General features: G+C 40.0%; 20 protein-coding genes. All 20 read left to right on the plus strand.

Annotated features, from left to right (window positions below):
• Positions 1-4: 4 nt before the first annotated feature.
• A complete protein-coding gene (locus tag Phpb_RS13530; protein ID WP_065390782.1) occupies positions 5-1,354 on the plus strand; it encodes a phage tail sheath family protein in 1,350 nt (449 codons plus the stop codon).
• 54 nt (positions 1,355-1,408) lie between these two features.
• Complete coding sequence (locus Phpb_RS13535; protein ID WP_065390783.1) at positions 1,409-2,623, plus strand: phage tail sheath family protein; 1,215 nt, start codon at positions 1,409-1,411, stop codon at positions 2,621-2,623.
• A 12-nt stretch (positions 2,624-2,635) separates the two neighbouring features.
• On the plus strand, positions 2,636-3,094 hold the full coding sequence (locus Phpb_RS13540; protein WP_065390784.1) for a phage tail protein: 459 nt from the start codon (positions 2,636-2,638) through the stop codon (positions 3,092-3,094).
• Positions 3,091-3,270 (plus strand): DUF5908 family protein, encoded by a 180-nt coding sequence (locus Phpb_RS13545; protein WP_065390785.1) that lies wholly within the window; start codon positions 3,091-3,093, stop codon positions 3,268-3,270. The genes Phpb_RS13540 and Phpb_RS13545 overlap by 4 nt, the downstream gene beginning before the upstream one ends.
• A complete protein-coding gene (locus tag Phpb_RS13550) occupies positions 3,257-3,940 on the plus strand; it encodes a CIS tube protein (protein ID WP_040152821.1) in 684 nt (227 codons plus the stop codon). Before Phpb_RS13545 ends, Phpb_RS13550 begins: the two co-directional genes overlap by 14 nt.
• Positions 3,937-5,538, plus strand: a complete 1,602-nt coding sequence (locus Phpb_RS13555; protein ID WP_065390786.1) for a phage baseplate assembly protein V — start codon at positions 3,937-3,939, stop codon at positions 5,536-5,538. The genes Phpb_RS13550 and Phpb_RS13555 overlap by 4 nt, the downstream gene beginning before the upstream one ends.
• A 12-nt stretch (positions 5,539-5,550) precedes the next feature.
• Entirely contained in the window at positions 5,551-5,994 is a 444-nt protein-coding gene (locus Phpb_RS13560; RefSeq protein WP_040152817.1) for a GPW/gp25 family protein, read from the plus strand.
• Entirely contained in the window at positions 5,991-6,407 is a 417-nt protein-coding gene (locus Phpb_RS13565) for a hypothetical protein (RefSeq protein ID WP_065390787.1), read from the plus strand. Before Phpb_RS13560 ends, Phpb_RS13565 begins: the two co-directional genes overlap by 4 nt.
• Positions 6,408-6,450: 43 nt before the next feature.
• A complete protein-coding gene (locus tag Phpb_RS13570) occupies positions 6,451-9,189 on the plus strand; it encodes a hypothetical protein (protein WP_065390788.1) in 2,739 nt (912 codons plus the stop codon).
• Positions 9,182-12,169, plus strand: coding sequence for a hypothetical protein (locus Phpb_RS13575; protein WP_065390789.1), 2,988 nt, complete (start codon positions 9,182-9,184; stop codon positions 12,167-12,169). The genes Phpb_RS13570 and Phpb_RS13575 overlap by 8 nt, the downstream gene beginning before the upstream one ends.
• 188 nt (positions 12,170-12,357) lie before the next feature.
• Positions 12,358-13,221 (plus strand): hypothetical protein, encoded by an 864-nt coding sequence (locus Phpb_RS13580; protein WP_065390790.1) that lies wholly within the window; start codon positions 12,358-12,360, stop codon positions 13,219-13,221.
• A gap of 119 nt (positions 13,222-13,340) precedes the next feature.
• Positions 13,341-15,215: a contractile injection system tape measure protein gene (locus Phpb_RS13585; protein ID WP_065390791.1), complete on the plus strand. Its 1,875-nt coding sequence runs from the start codon at positions 13,341-13,343 to the stop codon at positions 15,213-15,215.
• A 404-nt stretch (positions 15,216-15,619) separates the two neighbouring features.
• Complete coding sequence (locus tag Phpb_RS13590; protein WP_065390792.1) at positions 15,620-16,618, plus strand: Ig-like domain-containing protein; 999 nt, start codon at positions 15,620-15,622, stop codon at positions 16,616-16,618.
• Between the two features lie 162 nt (positions 16,619-16,780).
• Complete coding sequence (locus tag Phpb_RS13595; protein WP_065390793.1) at positions 16,781-17,758, plus strand: Ig-like domain-containing protein; 978 nt, start codon at positions 16,781-16,783, stop codon at positions 17,756-17,758.
• Positions 17,759-18,245: 487 nt separating this feature from the next.
• The gene (locus Phpb_RS13600; protein WP_065390794.1) at positions 18,246-20,297 is read left to right on the plus strand and encodes an ATP-binding protein; all 2,052 of its coding nucleotides are present in this window, start codon (positions 18,246-18,248) and stop codon (positions 20,295-20,297) included.
• A gap of 24 nt (positions 20,298-20,321) precedes the next feature.
• The gene (locus tag Phpb_RS13605) at positions 20,322-21,224 is read left to right on the plus strand and encodes a Pvc16 family protein (protein WP_065390795.1); all 903 of its coding nucleotides are present in this window, start codon (positions 20,322-20,324) and stop codon (positions 21,222-21,224) included.
• A gap of 94 nt (positions 21,225-21,318) precedes the next feature.
• The gene (locus tag Phpb_RS13610) at positions 21,319-22,236 is read left to right on the plus strand and encodes a DUF7587 domain-containing protein (protein WP_065390796.1); all 918 of its coding nucleotides are present in this window, start codon (positions 21,319-21,321) and stop codon (positions 22,234-22,236) included.
• Between the two features lie 60 nt (positions 22,237-22,296).
• Positions 22,297-22,464: a hypothetical protein gene (locus Phpb_RS26065; protein ID WP_165603295.1), complete on the plus strand. Its 168-nt coding sequence runs from the start codon at positions 22,297-22,299 to the stop codon at positions 22,462-22,464.
• A 195-nt stretch (positions 22,465-22,659) separates the two neighbouring features.
• Positions 22,660-23,367, plus strand: a complete 708-nt coding sequence (locus tag Phpb_RS25730) for a hypothetical protein (protein ID WP_065390797.1) — start codon at positions 22,660-22,662, stop codon at positions 23,365-23,367.
• Between the two features lie 80 nt (positions 23,368-23,447).
• On the plus strand, positions 23,448-23,885 hold a 438-nt coding region (locus Phpb_RS26880; protein ID WP_240492549.1), incomplete at its 3' end, for a helix-turn-helix domain-containing protein.

A 23,885-nucleotide genomic window follows, 5' to 3' on the forward strand; every position in this document is an offset into this window, starting at 1 on the left:
CCTCATGGCCTCTGCAACCTACAATACTCCGGGCGTTTATATCGAAGAAGACGCTTCGTTATCACTGTCGATTAATGCTAACCCAACCGCGATCCCCGTGTTTATTGGTAAGTTTTTCAAAAAAGACGGAACTCAACCTGGTAAGGGAAGCTGTATTAAAATCACCAGTTGGTTGGATCTTATCTCTCAGTTTTCACCCTCACCTTCCGTGTCAATACAGGCAGTAAAAGCAGAAAAGATCTCAGATAACGAGGGAGATGCTCAAGACACCTATGCCTATACTGCCACCGTTACAGCAACTTCTCTCAGTGCTTTTGCTGTACAGCACTATTTTAATAATGGCGGTGGCATATGCTATGTATTGCCGTTGGTAGCCACGGATCAATCCACTGCAACAACAGAACTGACAACTTTGCCAGATCTGATCGAACAACAACAGGAGATTACCTTACTGGTTTGCCCTGAAAAGCATGAAACATTAGTAAACTGCACAAAACAAGCTGTCTACAATGCAGTGAATTCCCTATTGAAAGATAAAGTGGATTACTTCCTCATTGCTGATAGTACAAATGGAACAGATAAACCGACTACTCAAACGGATAAAACCGCTGTCTATTACCCTGATTTAGTGACTTCTTTTACTTATAACCAACCAGCCGATGCTGATATTAAGATAAGCGGTTATGACAATGTTACTACCCTGGCCGAACTAAAAACTGCTGCTCCAGCGGAATATACTCAAGCTAAACAAGCCGTCGACGATGCATGGAAAACGGCTAGTGTACCGACAACACCCATTACCTTACCCCCAAGCGCCGCAGTCGCGGGTGCCTATGCGGCAACCGATGCCAGCCGCGGTATCTGGAAAGCTCCGGCGAACGTGGCATTGAGTAATGCTAAACCATCTGTAGCAATCTCAGATGATGATCAAAGCGATATGAATAAAGCAGGCATTAATGCCATCCGTGAATTTACCGGCAAAGGTACGCTAATTTGGGGCGCACGTACTCTACAAGATGATGATAACTGGCGCTATATTCCGGTTCGGCGTTTATTTAATAGCGCAGAACGGGATATCAAGCAGGCAATGCGATTTGCTGTCTTTGAACCCAATAGCCAACCGACTTGGGAACGCGTTCGGTCAGCCATTGACAACTATCTCCATCAACTCTGGCAACAAGGCGCGCTGGCCGGTAATAACCCGCAGGAAGCCTATTTTGTTCAGATTGGTCAGGGTATCACCATGTCCGATACTGACATTAAACAAGGGAAAATGATTGTCAAAGTGGGGATGGCGGCGGTACGTCCGGCGGAATTTATTATCCTTCAGTTTTCACAAAATGTAGCACAGTAACCGTGCTGAGACGCGGTTGAATGCCGCGTCTATTCAGTCGTTGAGGAGACGATAATGGATATAAAACAGCCTGGCGTCACAATAACGGAGAGCCTGATATCCCAGAAACAGGATAATGCATTTATCGGTGTACCGGTTTTTATTGGTTATCCCCAACCGGCCAAAAATAGCCGTGTCAGCGACAAAACCGCCGTCAAGCTCACCAGTCTGGCCGATTTTACCTTGTCATTTGAGGGATCAGGATTGATGTACTATTCAGTACGTCACTTCTTTGAAAATAGTGGTCAGCAAGCCTATGTTTTACCACTGGGAACGGATAAACCACTAAACGATTTTCAAGCATTGACCACCACACTGCAACAGGATTGGGTTAAACAAGCGATTACCGCAGAGAGTGCAATCACGCTGATTGTCGTCCCTGATCTTGTCTACCTTAATCAGATGGATGCTCCCAATTCAGACATCGTTCAACATGACAAAATTCAATTCTGGCTGGAATCCTGGCAATCGGTACTCGATCTTTGCAAGAGCCGGCGCGGCATGATGGGATTGCTGGATGCCCCGGATAATCCTGGATTGGCCGGGAAATGTTTAGCGCAGTTTTCTTCAAGTGATCGACAATGGGGCGCCGTATACTGGCCCCGGCTAAACAGCGCCTATCAGGATAACGCGCAAAATACTGTCGTGCTTTCACCTACCGCGGCGGTTGCTGCCGTCATCCAGCGTAACGATAACCAAATGGCCGTCTGGAATGCACCCGCTAATGTCGCGTTAGCCAAAGTGATCAGCCCGATACGCGCTTATATTGAAGCCGATGGCCTCTTTAATCCCAATGGCACTTCGTTGAATCTGGTTCGCAGCTTCCCCGGCAAAGGGATTAAAATCTGGGGATGCCGAACGTTGGAAAATACCCACGACTCCCCCTGGCGTTATATTCAGACCCGCCGTCTGGTTTCCTATATCGAAGCTTATATGACTCAACTTGGCCGAGCCTTCGTTTTTGAACCCAATAACGCTATCACCTGGATGAAGTTTAAAGGTCAGGCGTACAACTGGCTGCATCAGTTATGGTTAAAAGGCGGATTGCGGGGCACCCAGGAAGATCAAGCATTTGAGGTATTACTGGGTGTTAACGAGTCGATGAGTGAAGCAGATATGCTGGCCGGGAAAATGATCATGAAAATCAGGTTGGCGGTCTTAATTCCGGCGGAATTTATCGAACTGAGTCTGACATTTGACACCCGCACCGGTAACACCAGCGAAATTTAACCGGGGAAAAATATGAACAATTTATACACCCCATCAGTGTCACACCGTTTTATCGCCAGTTTTCTTTTTAATAATATCCCCAGTCCGCTCGACATTGCCTTTCAACAGATATCAGGCCTCAGCCGTGAGCTGCAAACCACCCAACTCAGCCAGGGTGGGGAAAACGCCAGAAATGTTTGGTTGGCCGAAAAAATCCAGCATGGCCGTCTGCTTCTGAAACGCGGCGTCATGACGGTGACACCACTCACTCTGATATTTGATCGCGTCCTGCGCGGCGAAAAAACGGTTTATGCCGATGTCGTCATCATGCTGCTGAATGAAAATTCAGTCCCCGTGGCAAGCTGGACGCTAAGTAACGCCCTGCCGGTTCGTTGGTCCACCGGCGACTTTGATGCCAATAGCAATGCCGTCCTGGTGAACTCCCTGGAATTACGTTATCAGGATATGCGCTGGTTAGGAGTGAAAGTATGACTATTGAAATTAAGGAATTGATTATTCAAGTAAAAGTTACCGACTCCGCAAGTGACTTATTGTCCCCGCAAACATTAGCCCAGGAGGCGCTGGATAATACCCGTCTGATAGAGATAGTAAAACAGGAGGTGTTAGACGCATTGCGTGAAGCAGGAGGCCGTTATGAGCTTAATTGAACGCGGCTTATCCAAACTCACCCTGACTGCCTTCAAAGACCGGGAGGGGAAAATTTCCGTGGGAAGTTTACAGGCGATGTATAACCCCGATGCCATTCAACTCGATTATCAAACCCATTATCAACAGGATGAAAGTGTTAACCATACCAGCCAAAGTAGTCGCTATGTGTTATCGCAACCGGCTGGCTTGTCATTAGTCCTGCTGTTTGATGCTTCCATGCCAGGCAATAATATCCCAGTTGAAACACAACTGACGACCCTGAAAGCCTTATGCGCCGTTGATGCCAGCACCCATGTACCCCACTTCCTGAAAATCAAATGGGGCAAAATGCGCTGGGAAAACAAAGGCTATTTCGCTGGCCGGGCCAGTGGCCTTACCATTAATTACACCCTGTTTGACCGGGACGCCACCCCACTGCGAGCCAGTGCCACTTTATCTTTGGTTGCAGACGAAAGCTTTGTTATTCAGGCCACTGAGCAGCAGTTAAAATCACCACCGGTCACCGCAGTCAGTGTGACAGATATGCTCACCCTGCCGTTGATTGCCTTAGGCGCCGGCGCTTCTCTGGCAAGCGGCATTGATTATCTCTCCCTTGCCTGGCAAAACGATCTGGATAATCTTGATGACTTCACCCCAGGGCAAACACTGCAAGCACAGGAGAAGGCATGAAAATACCTGAGATAACCATCAAGATAAGTGGCAAAACCCTCAATCAATTTACTGCTATTAACCTGACAGTAAACCACTACATCAATGGTATTCCCTCGGTTAACATCACTCTGGGTATCGCCGGCGATGCTAACCATATTTTTGATGTCAAAGCACAAGCTGAACTGGCAAACTGCCGCCCCAATAATGAACTTATCGTACAGATCCAAAAAACCATATTGTTTAGAGGGATCATTGTTCGGCAAGCACTTAAGTTCAAAGGCCAGGACAGCCTGATGACCTTGACGGCAAAACATCCATTGCAAAAATTAACAGATGGCCTCCACTCACAGCTATTCAGCAAACAAAGTGATGAAGCGATTATCAAGAAGCTATTCAGTCAGGCCGGTATACAAACGACGATAAAACAGGCCCCTCAGCTCAAAACCGTGCATGAGCAAATGGTGCAATTTCGCTGTAATGACTGGACATTCTTAAAAAGCCGACTTATCGCCACTAATACCTGGCTGCTGCCCGGCAATGAAGTCGTTACACTGATAACACCTAAAGCGCTGAATCAATCAACTGTACATACGATCCGTCAGAGCACCAACGATCAGGACATTGTACTGTTTGAAGCAAACTTGCAATGGGATAACCAGCGCAGCCCCAAAACGGTCAGTGTACAGTCCTGGGACATTACCCAACAAAAACTGTCTCAGACAATTCAGGTGAAGAATAGTGGGCTTGGCAGTAATAAACTAGCGGTAGACAGCATAACTACACTGACCAATAAAGACTGGCAATGGGTTTTTAACTATCCACTGGATAATGAGCAAGCTAAATATCTTGCTCAAGGCATTATGGATAACCTGCGAAGTGATAACGTCTCCGGTAGTTTTGAAGTCGAAGGTGATAGCCGCTATCAGCCGGGTGATGTCCTCGCTCTGAATGGCTTTGGACAGGGGATGGATGGTCAAGGGATTATCACCGGCGTGAGCCAGATAATTAATCAGCGGCAAGGCTGGCGTACCCGGTTAACCTTAGGTATGCCGCCAGATGCAGAACAGGCAGTTCCTCCGGTTAAAGAGTTGCATGTTGGTATTGTTGAAAAATACCAACCAGACAGCCAGTCACTGGGACGTATTCCGGTCAAGATACCGGCGTTAAGCTTAACCAACAGTGTACTTTTTGCCCGCCTGGGTAAGCCTTATGCCAGCCATGAAAGCGGATTTTGCTTCTACCCTGAACCAGGAGATGAGGTGATTATCGGTTTCTTTGAATGCGATCCGCGCTTCCCGGTGATATTAGGTTCCATGCACAACCCGAAAAATAAAGCTCCGGTAGAACCCAGTGAAAAAAACCCAATGAAAACCTTAGTCATCAAACAAGGAGATCACCAACAGGCCTTAGTGTTCAATAATCAAGATAAAACTGTCGCGCTCAATAGCGGAAAAAACACGTTATCTCTGCAACAAGATAAAGATATCACGCTTAATTCAGCTAACAACCTCATCACCAATGCTCAGGAAATTAAAATACAGGCCGAAAAATCCCTGTCCGCCTCAGGAAAATCGGGTGTAGATATTAAAGGAGCAAAGATTAACTTAACACAATAATAAGGCAATGAAATGACAAACAAAATATTAGCCGATATTTATGGTCGGGGCTGGGCATTTCCGCCACAGTTTTTTATCAATGACAACCCGCCTGAAATACAATCTGGCGTCATTATGGCAGAAGGAGCAGAAAATGTCCGTCAGAGTATAAATATTCTTTTTCTGACAGAACCCGGTGAACGAATTATGCGTGAAGACTACGGCTGTGGTCTGAATGATTACCTGTTTGCCAATATCAGTGATGAATTGATGGCAGACATTCAAACCCGTATTGAAGAGCGGGTATTACGCTATGAACCACGCGCAGAAATTACCGCGATTCAAGTAAACCAGAGAACAAACTTACCCAACACTCTACATGTTCAGGTTACCTATGCGTTGAGAGGCAGCGACATCAACCAACAGATTGAAGGCGTCCTTGAAGTTAATGAAGGCCGGGTACAGGTGAGTTTATGAGTAAACAACTGGTGATTGATGGCGACAACCTGCTATTCGAACCGTTATTTGGCAACCGGCAAGTCACAATTCTGGGACCTGCGACCATTCGAGGCAGCGGACACGCCAAAATCCAAGGCAAAAAAATCGTTATTGTGGGTGACGAAAAAAAAGTACAGCTTCAAGCGCAATATATTACCCCTAGCCATCCGGTACCCGGCATGGGCATAGTCACCATTGCCCAGTTAGACGCGAACCAGCAGGTAAACTTTTGTCGTACTCCCGCCACGGCAATTGTTGTCGGGCAACAATTTATCGCCCGTTTTACCCCGACCCAACCTGCTAATAATCCGTCAACTGGCCCAGATGTGACAACGCCGAGTATGGGCAAAGGCCGCTTTATTGCCAGCCAATATGCAGTCAGTGCCGGATAAATAACCTCTTCAACCCTACTTTTAAATAACAGGTGGAATAAATATGGGACAAGCCGAGTTAGATAATAAACTCTCTGCTATTGTGCCGGATACTGTATTTAAACTTGATGAAAGAAGTACACTGGATATTTTAAACTGGCTTAAAGCTTATACTGGAATAATTCCTTTCGATAAAGCTTATGCTGAAAAAATCCCTTTCGATCAAGAGAAAAAACAGTTCTGGGATAGTTTTTACTTTATTCAAGAAAATACTCCTGAAGAATTAGCGGATATTTATCAACATGCTAATAAAGCAGATGGCCTTTTACCGCCACATCAAGCTTTTGTTTTTGCTTTTTTAAAGTTATTAGAAACACCCAACCGATTATTAAATACATTCCCGGCCCGACACCGCGATCTTTATTACCGGGAATTACTGGGACTAAGCCCCAGAAAAGCCCAAGCGGATAGCGTTGCTTTAGGCATTACCTTAAATACAGATAACGCAGAATATCTTATCCCTAAAGGAACCCTGTTTGATGCCGGGCAGGATAGCGTCGGCAACCCATTACAATATACATCAGAAACAGATTTACTAGCGAATCAAGGGGAACTGACCGACCTGCGTTGGTATCGGAAAGATAAAGATAAGGATAGCTGGCAATCGACAATACCTCTTAGCCTCTCAGATAACATTGCATTACCTGAAAATGGTATTCAACTTTTTAATCCAACAGCCAATGACGTACCGGTTCTATCCGGTTATCTGATTAAATCATCTTTATTTTCTATGCCCGCAGGAGAACGTCATATCACATTGACGCTGGAAAACGATTGGGAAGGTCAAGCGGGACATCTCACAGCTAAAATCAGTGCAGAAGATCACTGGTTATCGTTGTTGGCAGAACTTATCGACAAAAAAAATATTAAACTGGAATTATCATCCACGGCTGATCCTACCAGCCCGCCAGATAATCTTGATGGCATGACATTCGACATACCGGTATTAAAACTAGGTACGACTCAGAAACCCATGTTGCCCAAAATTACCGGGATTGAAATCAATATTAACGGTAACCGCAGTGTGCACTATGCCTCTGATGGCGGTATCGAACAGACGGATACCACCAGCTTCCCCTTCGGTCAATCACCATCACTGGGTTCTGGTTTTAATCTGGTTGCCCCAGAATGGTATGGCACTAAAAACGCAACATTGACGATGACTCCTCAATGGGTTGGCTTACCTACCAAGAGTTTTAAAGAGTGGTATAAAAGTTATAGCCCTGAACCCGATAACAGCGCGTTTAAAGTCCAAGGCTATTTAGTCACCCCTCAGGAAAGAGAGACACTCAATGCTACCCAATCGTTATTTAGTGGCAGTAAAGAACCACAAGGGCAAAGCCTGAAATTTACCTTGCCAGAAATGCATTATCCCCTCACAGACAGCCCATCGCCCAACGAATGGCCTGCATCCGTGCGCATAGAATTGGCCGGACAGGATTTTATGCACGCCCAATACTGGCAAAATCCCACGGATAAAAATGTTCCTTATACGCCACAAATCAGTGCATTACAGATTCAATTCAGCGCTAAAGCTAAACCTGAGCAATTCACCGTTTACCCGCTGACGCCTTTTGGTTGGGCAAACACAAACGAAGATCCCCTTTCATTCACTAACGACGCACTCTATTTGGGTTTCACTAATGTGTTACCGGGACAAACTTTATCGCTATATTGGCAGTTAGAGGGCTTTAAAGCGCTCAATTTATCCTGGTTTTATCTCAATCAGAGCAACACTTGGAGTTCATTGGATAAGCTAGTTGACGACCAAACCCATAACCTGTTTGACCAAGGTATCTGGCGCACACTACTGCCACAGGACGCGTCAAATCAGGCAACTTTGATGCCAACAGGACGATACTGGCTGAAAGCAGAAATAACCCATCAGGCTGAATCTCAGGATTACCCAAGAATTAAAGGCATACTGTACAACGCCGCCACCGCTACCTTAATCAATGCAGAACTCGTTGAAACTGACCACTTTATCAATGGATTACCCGCCGACAGTATTACACAACCGGTCAATGCGTTAGTTGCTATCGATAGTGTCAATCAGCCTTGGGTATCCTGGAACGGCCGCCCGAAAGAGACAGAACAAGCCTTTATGACACGGGTTTCTACCCGATTGTCTCATCGTAACCGGGTACTGAGCTGGGATAACATTGTCACCTTATTAAAAGAGCAGTTCGTCAGCTTATTTGATGTCAAATACCCTTCTGCCAGTGAATTAACTAAAATCCCGGCACCGAAAGAACAGCAACTGATTGCGATCCCCGACAGCCGTTACAAAGATAACGATGATGCGCTACGCCCAACCTTGAGTCCGGCCCGATTGGAAGAGATGGTTAAATGGATAAGTCAGTTAAGCAGTCCCTGGACAACGATTAAAATCGATAATCCCACCTACGTTAACGTTGATGTGAGTTATCAAGTAGCATTTATTTCCGGTGTTAACCCCGATTACGGCCATCATCAGTTACAACAGCAATTAAGCCGAATCTATATGCCGTGGGCAGAGGATACCGCCATCGGTGTGACACTAGGTAACCGCATTGATTACTACCAGTTATTAGCCACCATCCAACAATCCCCTCTGGTTGAACGGGTCACCAACTTAACGTTGAAAAAATCGTCCCAAACCGCAGGAGCAGTCGGCGACAGTGTAGAAGCTGCTGATAATGAAGTACTGATTTTGGTTTGGTCAGAAAATAGTTCCACTAATAAAGGAGCAGACAGTGAATAATCAAGACGCCCTGTTTCCCATCGTTAAAGACGATATCGCCTTTGAGACCTTACTCACTCAAGCTAAGACGGTCATTGAGCAACAGTCTGGGCAACTCTGGAGCAATACCGAAGAAAATGATCCCGGTATTACCTTATTAGAAGCCTGTTGTTACGGCGCATCTGATCTGGCCTATCGCCATTCGCTACCCCTGCGCGATTTGCTTACCCCCGAAAAACAAGAGCAGACACTGGGTGATGGCATTTTTCCAAAGGAATTCGGCCCACAACAAATGCTGACCTGTGGCCCGATCACTGCGGAAGATTATCGCCGAGCCTTATTGGATTTACACTTGCTTGATTGGTGCAATAATGACGACGAAAGAATTGAGAAAATAAAGAAAATCTATCAAATAAAAAAGATCGATGAAATAAAAAACGAAGATTATTTTTTCTTTAATGATGTCCAATTGATTCGTGAACCTGAAAGTGAACGTTATCAGTACTGGTATAACAAAGAAAGCCGTGAATACAGTTTTATTCAAGAACAAAAACAAGAACAAGAACAATTAACACTAAGAGGAAACCATTGGCTTTATTTACTCCCCAGCAGGAAAACTCAGATCGATAATAAGCTGGCTCAGGAAAAGCTCAATGATTTCCTAAACGATAACCGTAATCTGGGGGAATCCGTCAGTAAAATTATCTGGCTGCAACCCGTAGATTTCTTATTGCAGCTTGATATTGAACTTGATGATGATGTCAGTGATGTTGCTGATATATTTGCCCAAGTTTATATGACAACGGAACAAATGGTGCTTACAAGCCCATTACGCTATAGCACCCAAGCTATGATTGAACAAGGTTACAGTAATGAAGAGATATTTGAAGGCCCTTATTTACATCACGGTTGGATACCGGAATTATCGGCGGCTAAAGATTATACCAAGCCGACAGAATTAAAGCTCAGCCATCTGGCTAATCGTTTACTGGCTATTCCCGGAGTACAAAATATTACCCGATTGGCATTAGGCAAGCATGATGAAAACATTTCTCCGCTGGCGGACGATAGTTGGTCCTGGACAATCGCTCAAGGATACTATCCCAGGCTATGGGGTAACGATCCCTTAGACTTAATTTCCTCATCAGCAAGCCCACTCACTATTACCGCCAAAGGCGGAGTAAAAATCACTGTTTCTAAACAAGATATAGAGAACAAAATCATTGCAGAACCCTTGATTGAAACACAGCCCGAATTACTAAACTGGGGCAAACATCGTAAAGTCCTGGATTACTATCCGGTAAGCAATAAATTACCGGCCTGCTATGGATTACAGACCTACGCGGAGACTCAACAACAAGTGCACTTGCACCAATTTATGTTGCCTTTTGAACAGATGCTGGCTAACGGCTGTGCTGAACTTGATTTACTACCAAAGCTATTGGCATTCAAGCAACGGGGAAATGCGGTATATGGTACACAATGGCCTTTTAAAACCAATACGGTTAATTATGATGTCCATGAAAATATAACGCCTGATTTAATTGAAAAGTTAAACAATGATTCTAAAATCTATATTGGCGACGATATTCAGAAACAAAACTATATAAAAGAACTAACGATTTTGGATTATTTGTTAGGCTATTTCGGAGCTCAATGTGCAGCCATACCACTGCCACTAGACTTACCGGAATCAAACCTCAAAAAACAGGCTAAAGATTTTCTATCTACCCAACGCAATTACCTAGCTCAACAGCCTGAATTGACCTACCAACGTAATAATATTCGTATTGATAAAGTGTCGGCGCTTCAAAAACGTATCGCTGCCCGGCTTGGTTTGGGAGGAGAGTGTTTCAATGAAACTCCAGAGCTGGATGAACTTCCTTTCTACCTGATTGAACATCGACAGTTATTACCGATAAAACCGGCCCCACAATTCGACGAGGAGCAAACACCCGATAATCTGGAAATAAAAAGTGAGCCCGATACTAAAAAGCATCAATTAATCATTACCCAGACAGGAAAGGCAAACCAGTTACTGCAAGGTCAGATAATTGACTTAATTATCACTGAAGGCGACGGCGAAAATAAAAAAGTGTTGCGTAATCAGATGATCACTAATATCGAAAAAGATACATTTACTCTTAACACCAGCAATAGCAGTGATCTGGAACGCAATTGGGAAAGAGTGGAGAAAGCATTTAATCAAGGTAATCTACACTGGAAAAATAGTTCGGTGTGGCTGGAAGATATGGATTATCAATTAGCTTATGCCCCAAAAGAACATGAAGAGAATGAAAGGTGGATCACCGTCAATTCCCAAACTCCTTTCCCCGCAATGATAGAAGTGGATGACGAAATAACAATAAAATATGTAATTACACCATCGAAACCGGGTTCAAAAACGTTATATCAGACTGATGAACTTGAATATGAACTCAAAGTAAAAGTAGTTGAATTCGATTATTTTGAAAATATTATATTAGTTAAAAAAGAAGAATATTCACCACATAATTTTCCATTAGAAGCGGAAGCATCGAATTATCATTGGTACTTTTCCAATGGAAGTATCTTATCCGATCGCTTTTCATTTATAGTCAGTGTGGTACTTAACCGCCAGTTAATTGAGGAGAATAACAACACTGATCCTTACAAGCTGGATTCGTGGATTAAATCTGAGATTTTAGCTGAATTTCCCGTTCATCTTTCTCTGATTATACATTGGTTGTCACCGGAACATTTTAAAGATTTTTCCAGTACCTATCAGCGCTGGCAAAATAATGGCGCTCCCTTAGGGGACGAGGCATACCATGTTTTAGAAACTTTAACCCTGGGAAGATTACCTTCTGCCGCAACAGGTATTGGTAATATGAGAATTGCTACCGCACAGCAACGTATTGATGTGGTTGGTGAATCCGGTAAAGAATGGAATACAGAAGTGATTATTAATAATCAGTTAGTGTATGTACCTTATACTGGAGAAAATTTAAATAAACACTGACTTTAATCATGAATATAGAAAAATATCGATTAAAAACGCTCATGTTTAATTTTCAAATGATAAAGAAATTAATTTACTTTAACAAAATAAATATTAACCTTACATTAAATCAAGTATCTTTTTTTAATTTTCATTTAATTATAATGAAAAACTCATAATCATTTCACATTATACAAAAGGTGATATAAATGGAAAAAGAACATAATCCATATAATTCAGAAACCAATTTAGAAAATACCAATATTAAATCAACGGGTCCTTCAGCCGATGATTTAAAAAGCCGTTTTAAAGAAGGCAGTATTCCACTAGAAGCTGATTTTTCTGACTTGATTGATATTGCCGATATTGGCCGTAAAGCAACTGGGCAAGCGCCTGGGCAAACCGATAACTTAGACTCAGCCTTGGAATTGGATAATGGCGGTATGCTGAAGGTAAAAGTTAACTCTAGTGGTGGTTTAGAGAAAGATGAAGATGGACTGGGGGTAAAAATTAAAGATAAAAGCCTGCTGGCTAATAACGATGGATTAAAGGTGAATATCAGTCATGGTATTAACGTTGATAAAGATGGTGTCGGTGTTCTATGTTGGGATGGAGGTGGTATTACAGTAACTGACAATACTGGTCTTTATTTAAAATTAGACGGTGGTACTCACGATAATAGTTGGAGTGGTACAAGTGGATTGAGCTTGAGTACAGACGGTGTGAAAGTTAAAGCAAGTAGTGGTATTAAGGTAGACGAAGATGGCGTAAGTGTTGATATAGAAGCAGTTTTATCAAAGCTCGCAGACCGCATCATTCCCCCAGGAACAATTGTGCCGTTCTATGGTAGTGGTAGTGGTAATGAACCTTGTCCAGAGGGTTGGGCATGGTGTGATGGAAAGAACGGTACTCCTTACTTAAATAATAATGAAAATCTTAACATCAATTTAATTTCAGGCAATGTCAATACATCGCCACATAGTCATCCCTATAAAATTAGTGATGACATTGAATCAGAAGGTATTCTCGTAAACATATTTAACATAAGATATATGATAAAAAAGTTCCCGTAAATATTAATTTAATATTTTTCTTTATTGTTAACACTTCATCTCGCCCAACATTGGTATATTTAAATTATATGTCTACAATCGATTGCAAAGATAACACCAATATAGCTTTGGAGCTAATTATGTTAAATCGGATTATCATTACTATTGAATCCAATCATAAAGAGGTCGCTGAAAGCATATTGCATGGCTCTCTGATTAATCAACATAAAATAAGTAATTTACTTAACTCATTCTTTAATAAAGATATTATTAATAAAAATTTACACTTAGAAAGATTGATATTGAATCTTGGCGAAATAAATTTCCATGAATTTAATTCATTACTTCCTATACGACTTAATGCAGCTCTTAAACAAGCATTAAGCCAATATCAATTGAGTAATAATAATAAATTACACCAAAAAAAACCAACGCTACAAAAAATTAATAACAAACCAAAAATATCAAGTAATAATTATTTAATTAATAGTAAGGAATTTATTTGCTATTTATATCGGAAAGATACTTCATTAAGCCCAATAGAGGAAATAAAGTACACGAAGCTTCCTGATACTAATATTAATCTATTAATCAATCAACTAACACAAATAGATAACAAATGGGTATTATTATTAGTAAAAAGTTGTTTATCTGAACACAGTCTACTACGGCTTTTAGCTATCGGGCAATCTACTTTACTAAACGCTATTAGCCTCAGATTATCCGAAAAAGCAAATATATCTCTATATCAGGAGGAACTTGTCTCCCCAGGACAATTGATACTCAATGCACTGGAATATATGAAGCGGCATAATATAGAAGAAATACCCAAACCTGATGCAAAAATCATATCACGTATCACTGCTGAGCTAAATAACGGCACACTTAACTCCTCATCTATTATTAATCTATTCCGCCAAATTAAAACTCAAAAACCCTTATTAAATGAATGGTTAGAGCCGCTTTGGCAAATAGAGGCGATTTCACAACTCTGTAAAAAACACCTCTCTGTTCAGGAGTACAAAAATTTAGTCAATCGTTTTAACCACAAAAACCAGCTTCTCAGCAAACAACCTTTGCAGCAAACAGTTTCCGTTGATTCAATGTTTACAGAGATATTGCATACGTTAGCAACAGGGCATAAACAAATTTTGCCGCAATTAAATCAGCATCAACTTTCATTAATAGCAACAGCTATTCAGCAAGGAGACGTTAAAACACAAAATATCCTACGGTTATTTCAACATCCTGAATTGTATCACAGTGCGGGTACAGCTTGGTTAGCACAATTATGGCAATTGGCCCCTGTTTCACAGCGATGTAAAAAGCAACTTTCTACTGATGAATATCAATATCTGTCGCAACGCTTTGTGCCAAACCACACGCTAATCACCAAAGATCAGCAAACATTATCAACATTAGATAATCTGTGTGTTACAGGCAATAATCACAACCAATTTCGAACGAGCAACCGACCATGCTCTGAAGCGGTTTTATTACCTGAGCACCCCCTTACACGTCAGGTGAGTAATGCTGGCATATTGGTTCTATGGCCGATATTACCTGCACTGTTTAATCAGCTAGGTTTGTTTGAAGAACAAAAATTTATTGATCGTCAAGCTCAATTCAGTGCCGTTGATTGTCTTGACTATCTGATTTGGGGAACCAAAGAGGAACAGTCAGAACGAAAAGTGCTAAATAACGTTCTGTGTGGACTCATAGCCGATGAAATTACCGAATCAGTTCCTCTTGAGCCAGAAAAACAATTGATAGCAACACAATGGCTGGATGAGGCTATCAATCAACTTCCTGCCTGGAAAAAATTAAGCCGCAATGATGCCCGCCAGTTGTTTTTACAACGACCGGGTGAATTGTTGATAAATGAACTGGAAATCAAAATCACGGTACAACATCAGCCATTTGATGTGCTATTAGCCGATTGGCCTTGGCCATTAAATATCGCCAGACTCCCCTGGATGAATCGATCTTTATTGGTCGACTGGAAAAATATTTAAAAGGCTTATATGAACTACCCGCTGACAAATCACCACAGCGAACTTCGATATGGCATCTGAATTACTCTGGATTTATCCCCATTTGGAACGTATTAATTTGCGGTTGCAGCACTATTATTATCAGAGAGAGATAGGTATAATTTATTATCAGAAAGCTTTTTACTTACAGAAGATGAAGTAAAACAACGTTTGACAGAGCTACAAGTTATTCATCAATAGCCACCTAAAGAAAATGATTTTATTATAAATTAAAAAAACAGAAGAAAGTTTTTCTTCAGATAACGCTCCAAATTTAGCAAAAATAATTTCTACCATAACTCACGAAAGCATTCATTCGTCATCATATGAGCATAAAGGTTTTCAATCATATACTAACGCACCATTTATTTTAATAGGAGTAAAATATGAAAATCAAGAGTATAAAAGATATATCGGATTGCGATTATTCTTTAACGTGGATAAATCCTAAACATGAAAAAATAGTAGGAGAAATTCTTGAGGAAACTTTATTTTTAGGAACAACATCATGTAAGACTATGGATATGGAAGTTAAGTATGTTTTAAATAGTTCCGATGTTGCCTTTAAAATAGAAGAAGAAGAAAGTGGTTTACAGAAATGGTCGACAAAAACAGATGTCTCAGGCCTGTCATATGTTCGTATTTATTCTATTGCAAATGCACCATGCCATTTTCAGCTTAGTGCATCGCTTACTGATTACCCTGAAATAATCTCTGAACCTTTATCATTAGAGTTTATACCGAATGTAGTTGATCAAATTACATGGGAAATAAAAACGGATAATGCTGAAGCGAATGGCATTGACGCTGACATATTGACTGCAATAGCGAAAGATCGTAATGGCAATCCTATAGAAGGAACTATAATTGATTTTAGTGCAAATCGTGGAGCTACAGTTAGTCCGGCCTCATGCCCAACAAATGATAAGGGGGAAGCATATGTTGCTGTAACATCAACAATTGATGGAGAAATAAACGTAAAGGCAATAGCTCAGCAGAATGGTAAAGAAAATGAAATCCCTATTCATTTTAAAAAATATTATTCTTGTATTGAAGTTACAAATCAACCTCCTTTTATAAGGAGCTTTCACTCTGAGAAAGTAGAGGGGTATTTACGACTTAATCGAGGCGTTACGAATGTCGATGTGTCTAATAAAAAAATTAACATATCCACAGGTAGGTATTTGTTAGTAGATTACAGTTCTCACAGTTCTACGTTTACAGATAGTGAGGGATTCTTTAGTTTCGAATTATTCTCAGAATACGTGCCTCCTAATGACATCATGCACCATAAGTACGATATTGGTTATTCTAACTTTTCTTTGTCTGCTACAGATTCAAAGAGTATACAAGAGACGGTAACATTATATCCTACTCCTGTATGATATAGTGTTTTAAAAAAATAAGAGTTATCGATTTTTATATGAATATAAAATTCTTTATTCAAAATACAAAAAGATAACTCTCATTCCTTATAATAACAATTTTATCATTTGCGAGGGAACGCTCTCATTATATAAATATTCTCTATTAATAGGAATCGATTAATGAAAACTAAGAGTATAAAAGATATATCGGATTGCCATTATTCTTTAACGTGGATAAATCCTAAATATGAACAAATAGTTGGAGAGATTCTTGAGGAAACTTTATTTTTAGGAACAACATCATGTAAGACTATGGATATGGAAGTTAAGTATGTTTTAAATAGTCCCGATGTTGCCTTTCAAACAGAAAAAGGAAAAAGTGGTTTACAAGAATGGTCGACCAAGACAGATGACTTTGGCCGGTCATCTGTTCATATTTACTCTGTTACAAATACACCATGCCATTTTCAGCTTAGTGCATCGCTTACTGATTACCCTGAAATAATCGCTGAACCTTTATCATTAGAGTTTATACCGAATGTAGTTGATCAAATTACATGGGAAATAAAAAAGAATAATGCTGAAGCGGATGGCTATGACCAAGACATATTGACTGCAACAGCTAAGGATAGTAATGGCAATCCTATAGAAGGAACTATAATTAATTTTAGTGCAAATCTTGGAGCTAAAGTTAGTCCGGTCTTATGCCCAACAAATGATAAGGGAGAAGCAGATGTTGATGTAACATCAACAATTGATGGAGAAATAAACGTACAGGCAACAGCTCAGCAGAATGGTAAAGAAAATGAAATCCTTATTCACTTTAAAAAATATTATTATTGTATTGAAGTTAAAAATTATCCTTCTCCTATAAGAAGCTTTCAATCTGGGAAAGTAGAGGGGTATTTACGACCTAATCGAGGCGTTACGAATGTCGATGTGTCTAATAAAAAAATTAACATATCCACGGGTAAGTATTTGTCAGCAGATTACAGTTCTACGTTTACAGATAGTGAGGGATTCTTTAGTTTCGAATTATCCTCATATTACACACCTCCTAACCATAAGTACGATACTGGTTATTCTAGCTTTTCTTTGTCTGCTACAGATTCAAAGAGTATACAAGAGACGGTAACATTATATCCTACTCCTGTATGATATAGTGTTTTAAAAAAATAAGAGTTATCGATTTTTATATGAATATAAAATTCTTTATTCAAAATACAAAAAGATAACTCTTATACTTCATACAAACAATTTCCACCAACCGGCTTAATGCATTAACTTATAATGGTTTTAATGAATCCATTATAAAAATTTATATTTTAAAAGGTAGAGGGAGCTTGTATGTATAAATTAAAATAATTTAATGATGAAAGTTCATTTCAGAGTATAGGTGCTATGATTGGAATGATTCAGTCTGGTTGGGTATTTTTTTCTTTTTGGTTATTGATCAGATCGCTTAAATCAGATTAAGTTCCCTCAGAGTGATCTTACTATTCTGAAAAATTATTTAAAGGAATACGAACACATTTACTTCCAGATTAACGATGTTGCATTTATCATGTGAATCTACCATTCTATTTTAGATAAATACTCAGATATAGGCTACCAACTAATAAAAAACCACGGTGAGTTTAAGTATATGACATCTGAATCACACTGGATTTATCCCCATTTAGAACGTATCGATTTGCGGTTACAGCATTACTATTACCAAAAATGTGACAGATACGATTCCTTACCGGAAAGTTTTTTACTCGCAGAAGATAAATTAGAACAACGTCTGACAAAACCACAGGGCATTCCCCACTGGCTAACTAAACCAGATGATATTATCAGCCATCCAGCAGCAAAGGAAAATACTGCCCCTGATGCATTATCATTATTAGTCGAACGTTTCGAACTCACTGAATTTGAACGGGATACCTTGTTATTAGGTTTATTACCCCATTTTGACAGCCGTTATCATGCACTATTTGCTGCTCTTAATGGTAACAGTAAAAAACAGTGGCCGAGTTTTGCTTTAGCGATTGAATTATTTAGCCAATGTCAAAGTGATCGACAATTACTGCAAAACAGTTTTTTACCGCAAACACCATTAATCAACAACCAACTACTACGGCTTAATAATCAAGAAGAACCAATCTGGTTACAAACACAATTTTTAACTCACAACTCTGTCTGGCATTTTTTATCAGGACAACGAGTTATTCTACCGCCATTAATAACCTGTGCTAATTGGCATACTCCAGCCTCACATAATTGGTATCCACAAACTCTTTATCATTCATTTAAGAAAATATTATTGAATGACACCAACGAAATACGACCATTAATCATACTCAGAGGAAAACAGGACAGTGCCAGAGAATTAGCTGTCAGTCATATTATGGCATCTCATGGTATTCATACCTTAATTCTTGATTTAGCTCGCCTGCCCGACGAAGAAAATAGTGTCACAATATCCATACTGGCAGATGCAATACGAGAAATCCTCTTGCATGATGCCTGTTTATTAATCCGCAATTTTTCTTTACTTGCAGAGGAAAATAAAAGATTACACCATGAGTTATCAATTTTATTGAATCAGCCGAAATTAAAAGTAGTTTGTCTGGCAGAACCGGGAGATGCATTAGTCTGGATTAAACATTTGCCAATAGTACAAATTGATATGCCAGTAACAACGTTAGAAGATAGAAAAACAATGCTAAAAGCAAGTTTACCGGCTAATGTCATCCAAGGAATCAATATTACTCCGCTCTGTCAACGTTTCTCTTTTACAGCGGAAACATTACCGCTCATTGTTGAAGAAGCACATCAATACCAAATGATTCGGCAACCAGAAGGCCAACTGGAAGAAACTGATTTACGTAAGGCATTAAGTTTCCGCGCTCAACAAAATTTCGGTAAATTAGCCCAACGAATCACCCCAAAACGCAGCTTTAACGATTTAGTGGTTTCAGATACGTTAGCGCAACAGTTAAAAGAAATCGTCGCAGCCATTAATTACCGTGACCAAATTCTGAGCTCTGGCTTTCAGGAAAAAATCAGTTACGGTACCGGTATTAGCGCATTATTTTATGGAGAATCGGGTACCGGTAAAACAATGGCTGCTGAGGTGATTGCCAATAATCTTGGTGTTGATCTGATTAAAGTCGATCTCTCTACCGTGGTGAATAAATACATCGGTGAAACGGAAAAAAATATCTCCCGTATTTTCGATCTGGCCGAAGCGGATTCCGGAGTACTTTTTTTTGACGAAGCCGATGCCTTATTTGGCAAACGCAGTGAAACTAAAGACGCCCAAGACAGACATGCCAATATTGAAGTTTCTTATCTGCTACAACGACTGGAAGATTATCCGGGATTAGTGATTTTAGCCACCAATAACCGTAGCCATCTTGACAGCGCGTTTAATCGCCGTTTTACTTTTATTACTCGTTTTACTTACCCTGATGAAACATTACGTAAAAAAATGTGGCAAAAAATCTGGCCTGAACAACTGACATTATCCGATGAAATTGATTTTGAACATCTGGCTAAAAGATCTGATTTAACCGGAGCAAATATCAGAAATATCGCCTTATTATCATCCATATTGGCAGCAAATGACAATATTGGACAGGTTGAAAATAAACATATAGAACGCGCCGTGATACTTGAATTAAATAAAACTGGCCGCTTGGTATTTTAAAAATTAAGTAGAATTGGAGTCAATATGACAACTATAATTGCTTCTGACAATGCGATTATTGAAATTAATCAGGCATTAAATGATATTCTAATTAAATATTTAGACATTCCCAGTCAAAACATTGATATTCGTTTTGATCTACCAGAAATTAATTCCATTCAATCAGAACCGACGGTCAGTGTATTTCTTTATGAGATACATGAGGATCTACAATTACGCTCCGCAGAAACAAGACGTTATAATCCGGCAACCAGCAGATTATTACCGGGATGGGTCAATATCAATTGTAACTATTTAATTACCTACTGGGATGCAAATAAGCCGCCAAACGACGGTTCCAGCCCAGACAGTCAGCCAGATAATCAGGCAGCACAAGTGATGAATCTGGTTTTAAAGGCATTAATTAACAACCGTCAATTAACCGGTCTTCCCGGTGCCTATACCAGAATCATTCCACAACAAGAAAACCTAAACAGTCTGGGTAATTTCTGGCAAGCTCTCGGTAATCGTCCACGCCTCTCTTTACTTTATTCCATTACTGTACCTATGAAATTGCAAAATATTGAAGATAATGTAACCCCAGTCAGTAAAATATCTGCTACTATGGATCAAAAACCCAGTCTGGATAATTCACAAATAAACCAGGCTTTAATGGATAAATTATGCGTGGAATTAGGCGGTACAGAAGATGTACGTCTTGCCTTGGCTAAAGTGAATCTGACAACCAAACCTGATACAGAAAATAATCAAAATCAGGAAAACGAAAGTGTTATTATTGAAGTGTCCGGTATTACTAGCGTAACTTATTTACCAAAAATAAAAAATTCGCTTGTAAAATGGAAAGATAGCCAAGAAGCCATTATTCAGATAAATGGTGTCGGTATTGTTGTTTCTAAAGAAAATGTTGATAAGTTAATTGGGATTTAAAATTTGTTATTTATATAAAGTAATAATAAAAAACTTACATTAATTTATACATTATTCATTTCCAACCTCTTACTGATAATTAATAGGTGATAACATGATATATAAACATGATAAAACCAATGATAGGAAAAGAAAATACTCAACACAATCAACGGATTCTGACGAGAAATTGTTTGTACCAGCATTAGATCTTCCTCAAAGTAGTCAGCATAATCAGCCACGCGATACTTTAAATATAGAAAATATGCATGAAACACCAACGGATTTCCTCAATAGAACCGGTAGAGATACACTATTTCGCGCAATCCGAATAATAGCTACTAATAAAAGGGAGCCTACCACAGAAAATCAAATAGTTGTGCCTCCTGATGGCGATTTATTTGTGGAACTTAAAGATAAACACCTAGACAGAGCGGCTAAATATAGAAAAATGACAGAATGGCCCAAAGATGCACCAATCAAGGCAACCTCTTCTACGGCTAACACCCTAATTGCACAACATGTTTCCGGCGATAATGTATTAAGCCGCTACATTTCTACAGGTAATAAAGAAGGTGCTGTGCAGAATACCGTAAAGAATTGGAATGGAGCTGGGCCTGCTACAGAAAGAAGAAACAGGTTAGAAAAAAACTGGTCTCCAATAGTAGAAATCGACATCCGAAAATTACCTGATACGACTAAAATCTTCGATTTAACTAAACCAAACAATACATTCTTTAATGATACGGAGAGCGACATTGCTGCAAATGCCTTTGGCGATAAGGAAGTACTAATTTCACCAGAAATACCGGGCAGCGCCATCATACGTGTGATTAATAACCCAGAGGAAATCAAAAAAATTGTAAGTCTTAATCCGAGTGATCTGGGAAAAAAAATTATTCCAGAAGAAAAAATTATCTTTAAAGAGAAAGAAACTGTTTTCTCACACAATAGTGCTGACATATCTTCGGAATCACCTGTTTTTAAAAAACGCAAGAAACCGATAAATATAAGAACGCGTACGGATAGTTAAAGTACCTCATATACTACTTCTTTCCAGTAAATCTCTTACAAAAAACTAACAGGTAATAATATGCCAAACAGCAAATACAATGAAAAAGTTAACCACTCAGGAAATAGAACGGAAAAACCCTCAATATATTCTAAAAAACATAATACTATTAATAACTGCTCATTGGAGTTAGGATTGGATTTACAATTAAATAAAAAATTAAGAACAGGGAATGAAAGAGATATATGAAGGTGCACAACCTTTTATTCCATCCCCTTCAAAAAAAAACAATATAGTACCAGCCACATAACAATGTCTGATATATTAGGTGAAAGCGCACTGACTTCACAACCGATTATTACCGATTTAATTAACCTGCAAAAGATAAAAATGTCAGATGGCGTAAAAAATATTTAAAATAACAAAGAAGGAGGCGGATATCTGGTGTTCAAGGCACTACAAATTAAACCATCAGATGAAACTCTGCCATTCAATGCATTAAAAATTGTCGATACCTGGCAAAATGAAATACCAGATAAAAACATGTCTATCTTAGCTTATTGGGCACCACAAGGAGGATATATTGATATCCCGGCACAACCCGATATTAACCGCAATCTACAATATGTATTTACCCCAAACTTCAGTGGATGTTCATTTGTGGTCGATAAAATGAATAAAGATACTCTCCGGGTTCGTCACGTACAAGGTGGTCAAGAAGACGTTGAATATAATAACCAGAATATTGATCACGGAATGGGTATGATTACGGCAATGGAATTCCGCGATTATGGATATCACGAGGCTGATGGCAAAGTTATAAAAAATACCTATGGTTTTGCATTCTTAAAATTTAACCAAGAGGAAAAACAATGGCAACTTCACTATCAGAAAATAACCGCAGCCCCTAATATCATAAATATAAAAACTAAATCTAGTTGGTTGCCATTCAATAAGCCTTCAATTGAAGCCGATATCTTTATATCCAAAGATATGAAAGTCTCTGGATATAATAGAAAGAATATCAATGATAATGAATCTATACCCGTCATCTTTCAAGTTGTCTCTTTGTTGGCTGCACTCACTCACCCCGGTCACATCGTTATCTATGCTCCCAGGGATTCGCTCCCTTGCCGTCGCGATCCATATTGAAATCCATTGGGTATATATATTATACCCGTAATCATTGAAGATGCTTGATTTTTCCCAAAATAAGGATCAGGGTATCAGTCATGAAAATATTCATTACCGATGAACAAAAAGCCGAACTTGAACACCTCCATCACACCTGCCGTGATAAAAGGGAGTGTGATCGCATAAAAGCGGTCCTGCTGGCCTCTGAGGGCTGGAGTTCAGTGATGATCGCTCAGGCCCTGCGTCTTCATGAAACGACCGTTAATCGTCATATCAGCGATTACCTTAATCACCGCAAACTCAAGCCCGAAAATGACGGCTCTCAGAGCTATCTCAGCGAAACACAAACTCAGGAACTTATCGCTTATCTGACCACCAATCTTCTGCCTACCACACAGGCGGTTATCCGTCTTGTCGAAGCGTGGTGGGATATCAGTTACACCGTTCCCGGCATGAATAAATGGCTGCACCACAATGGCTTCAGCTATAAAAAACCGACCGGCGTGCCACACAAGTTCAATGCGGAACAGCAACGG

It is taken from the genome of Photorhabdus namnaonensis, from assembly GCF_001684335.1.
Classification (GTDB): domain Bacteria; phylum Pseudomonadota; class Gammaproteobacteria; order Enterobacterales; family Enterobacteriaceae; genus Photorhabdus; species Photorhabdus namnaonensis.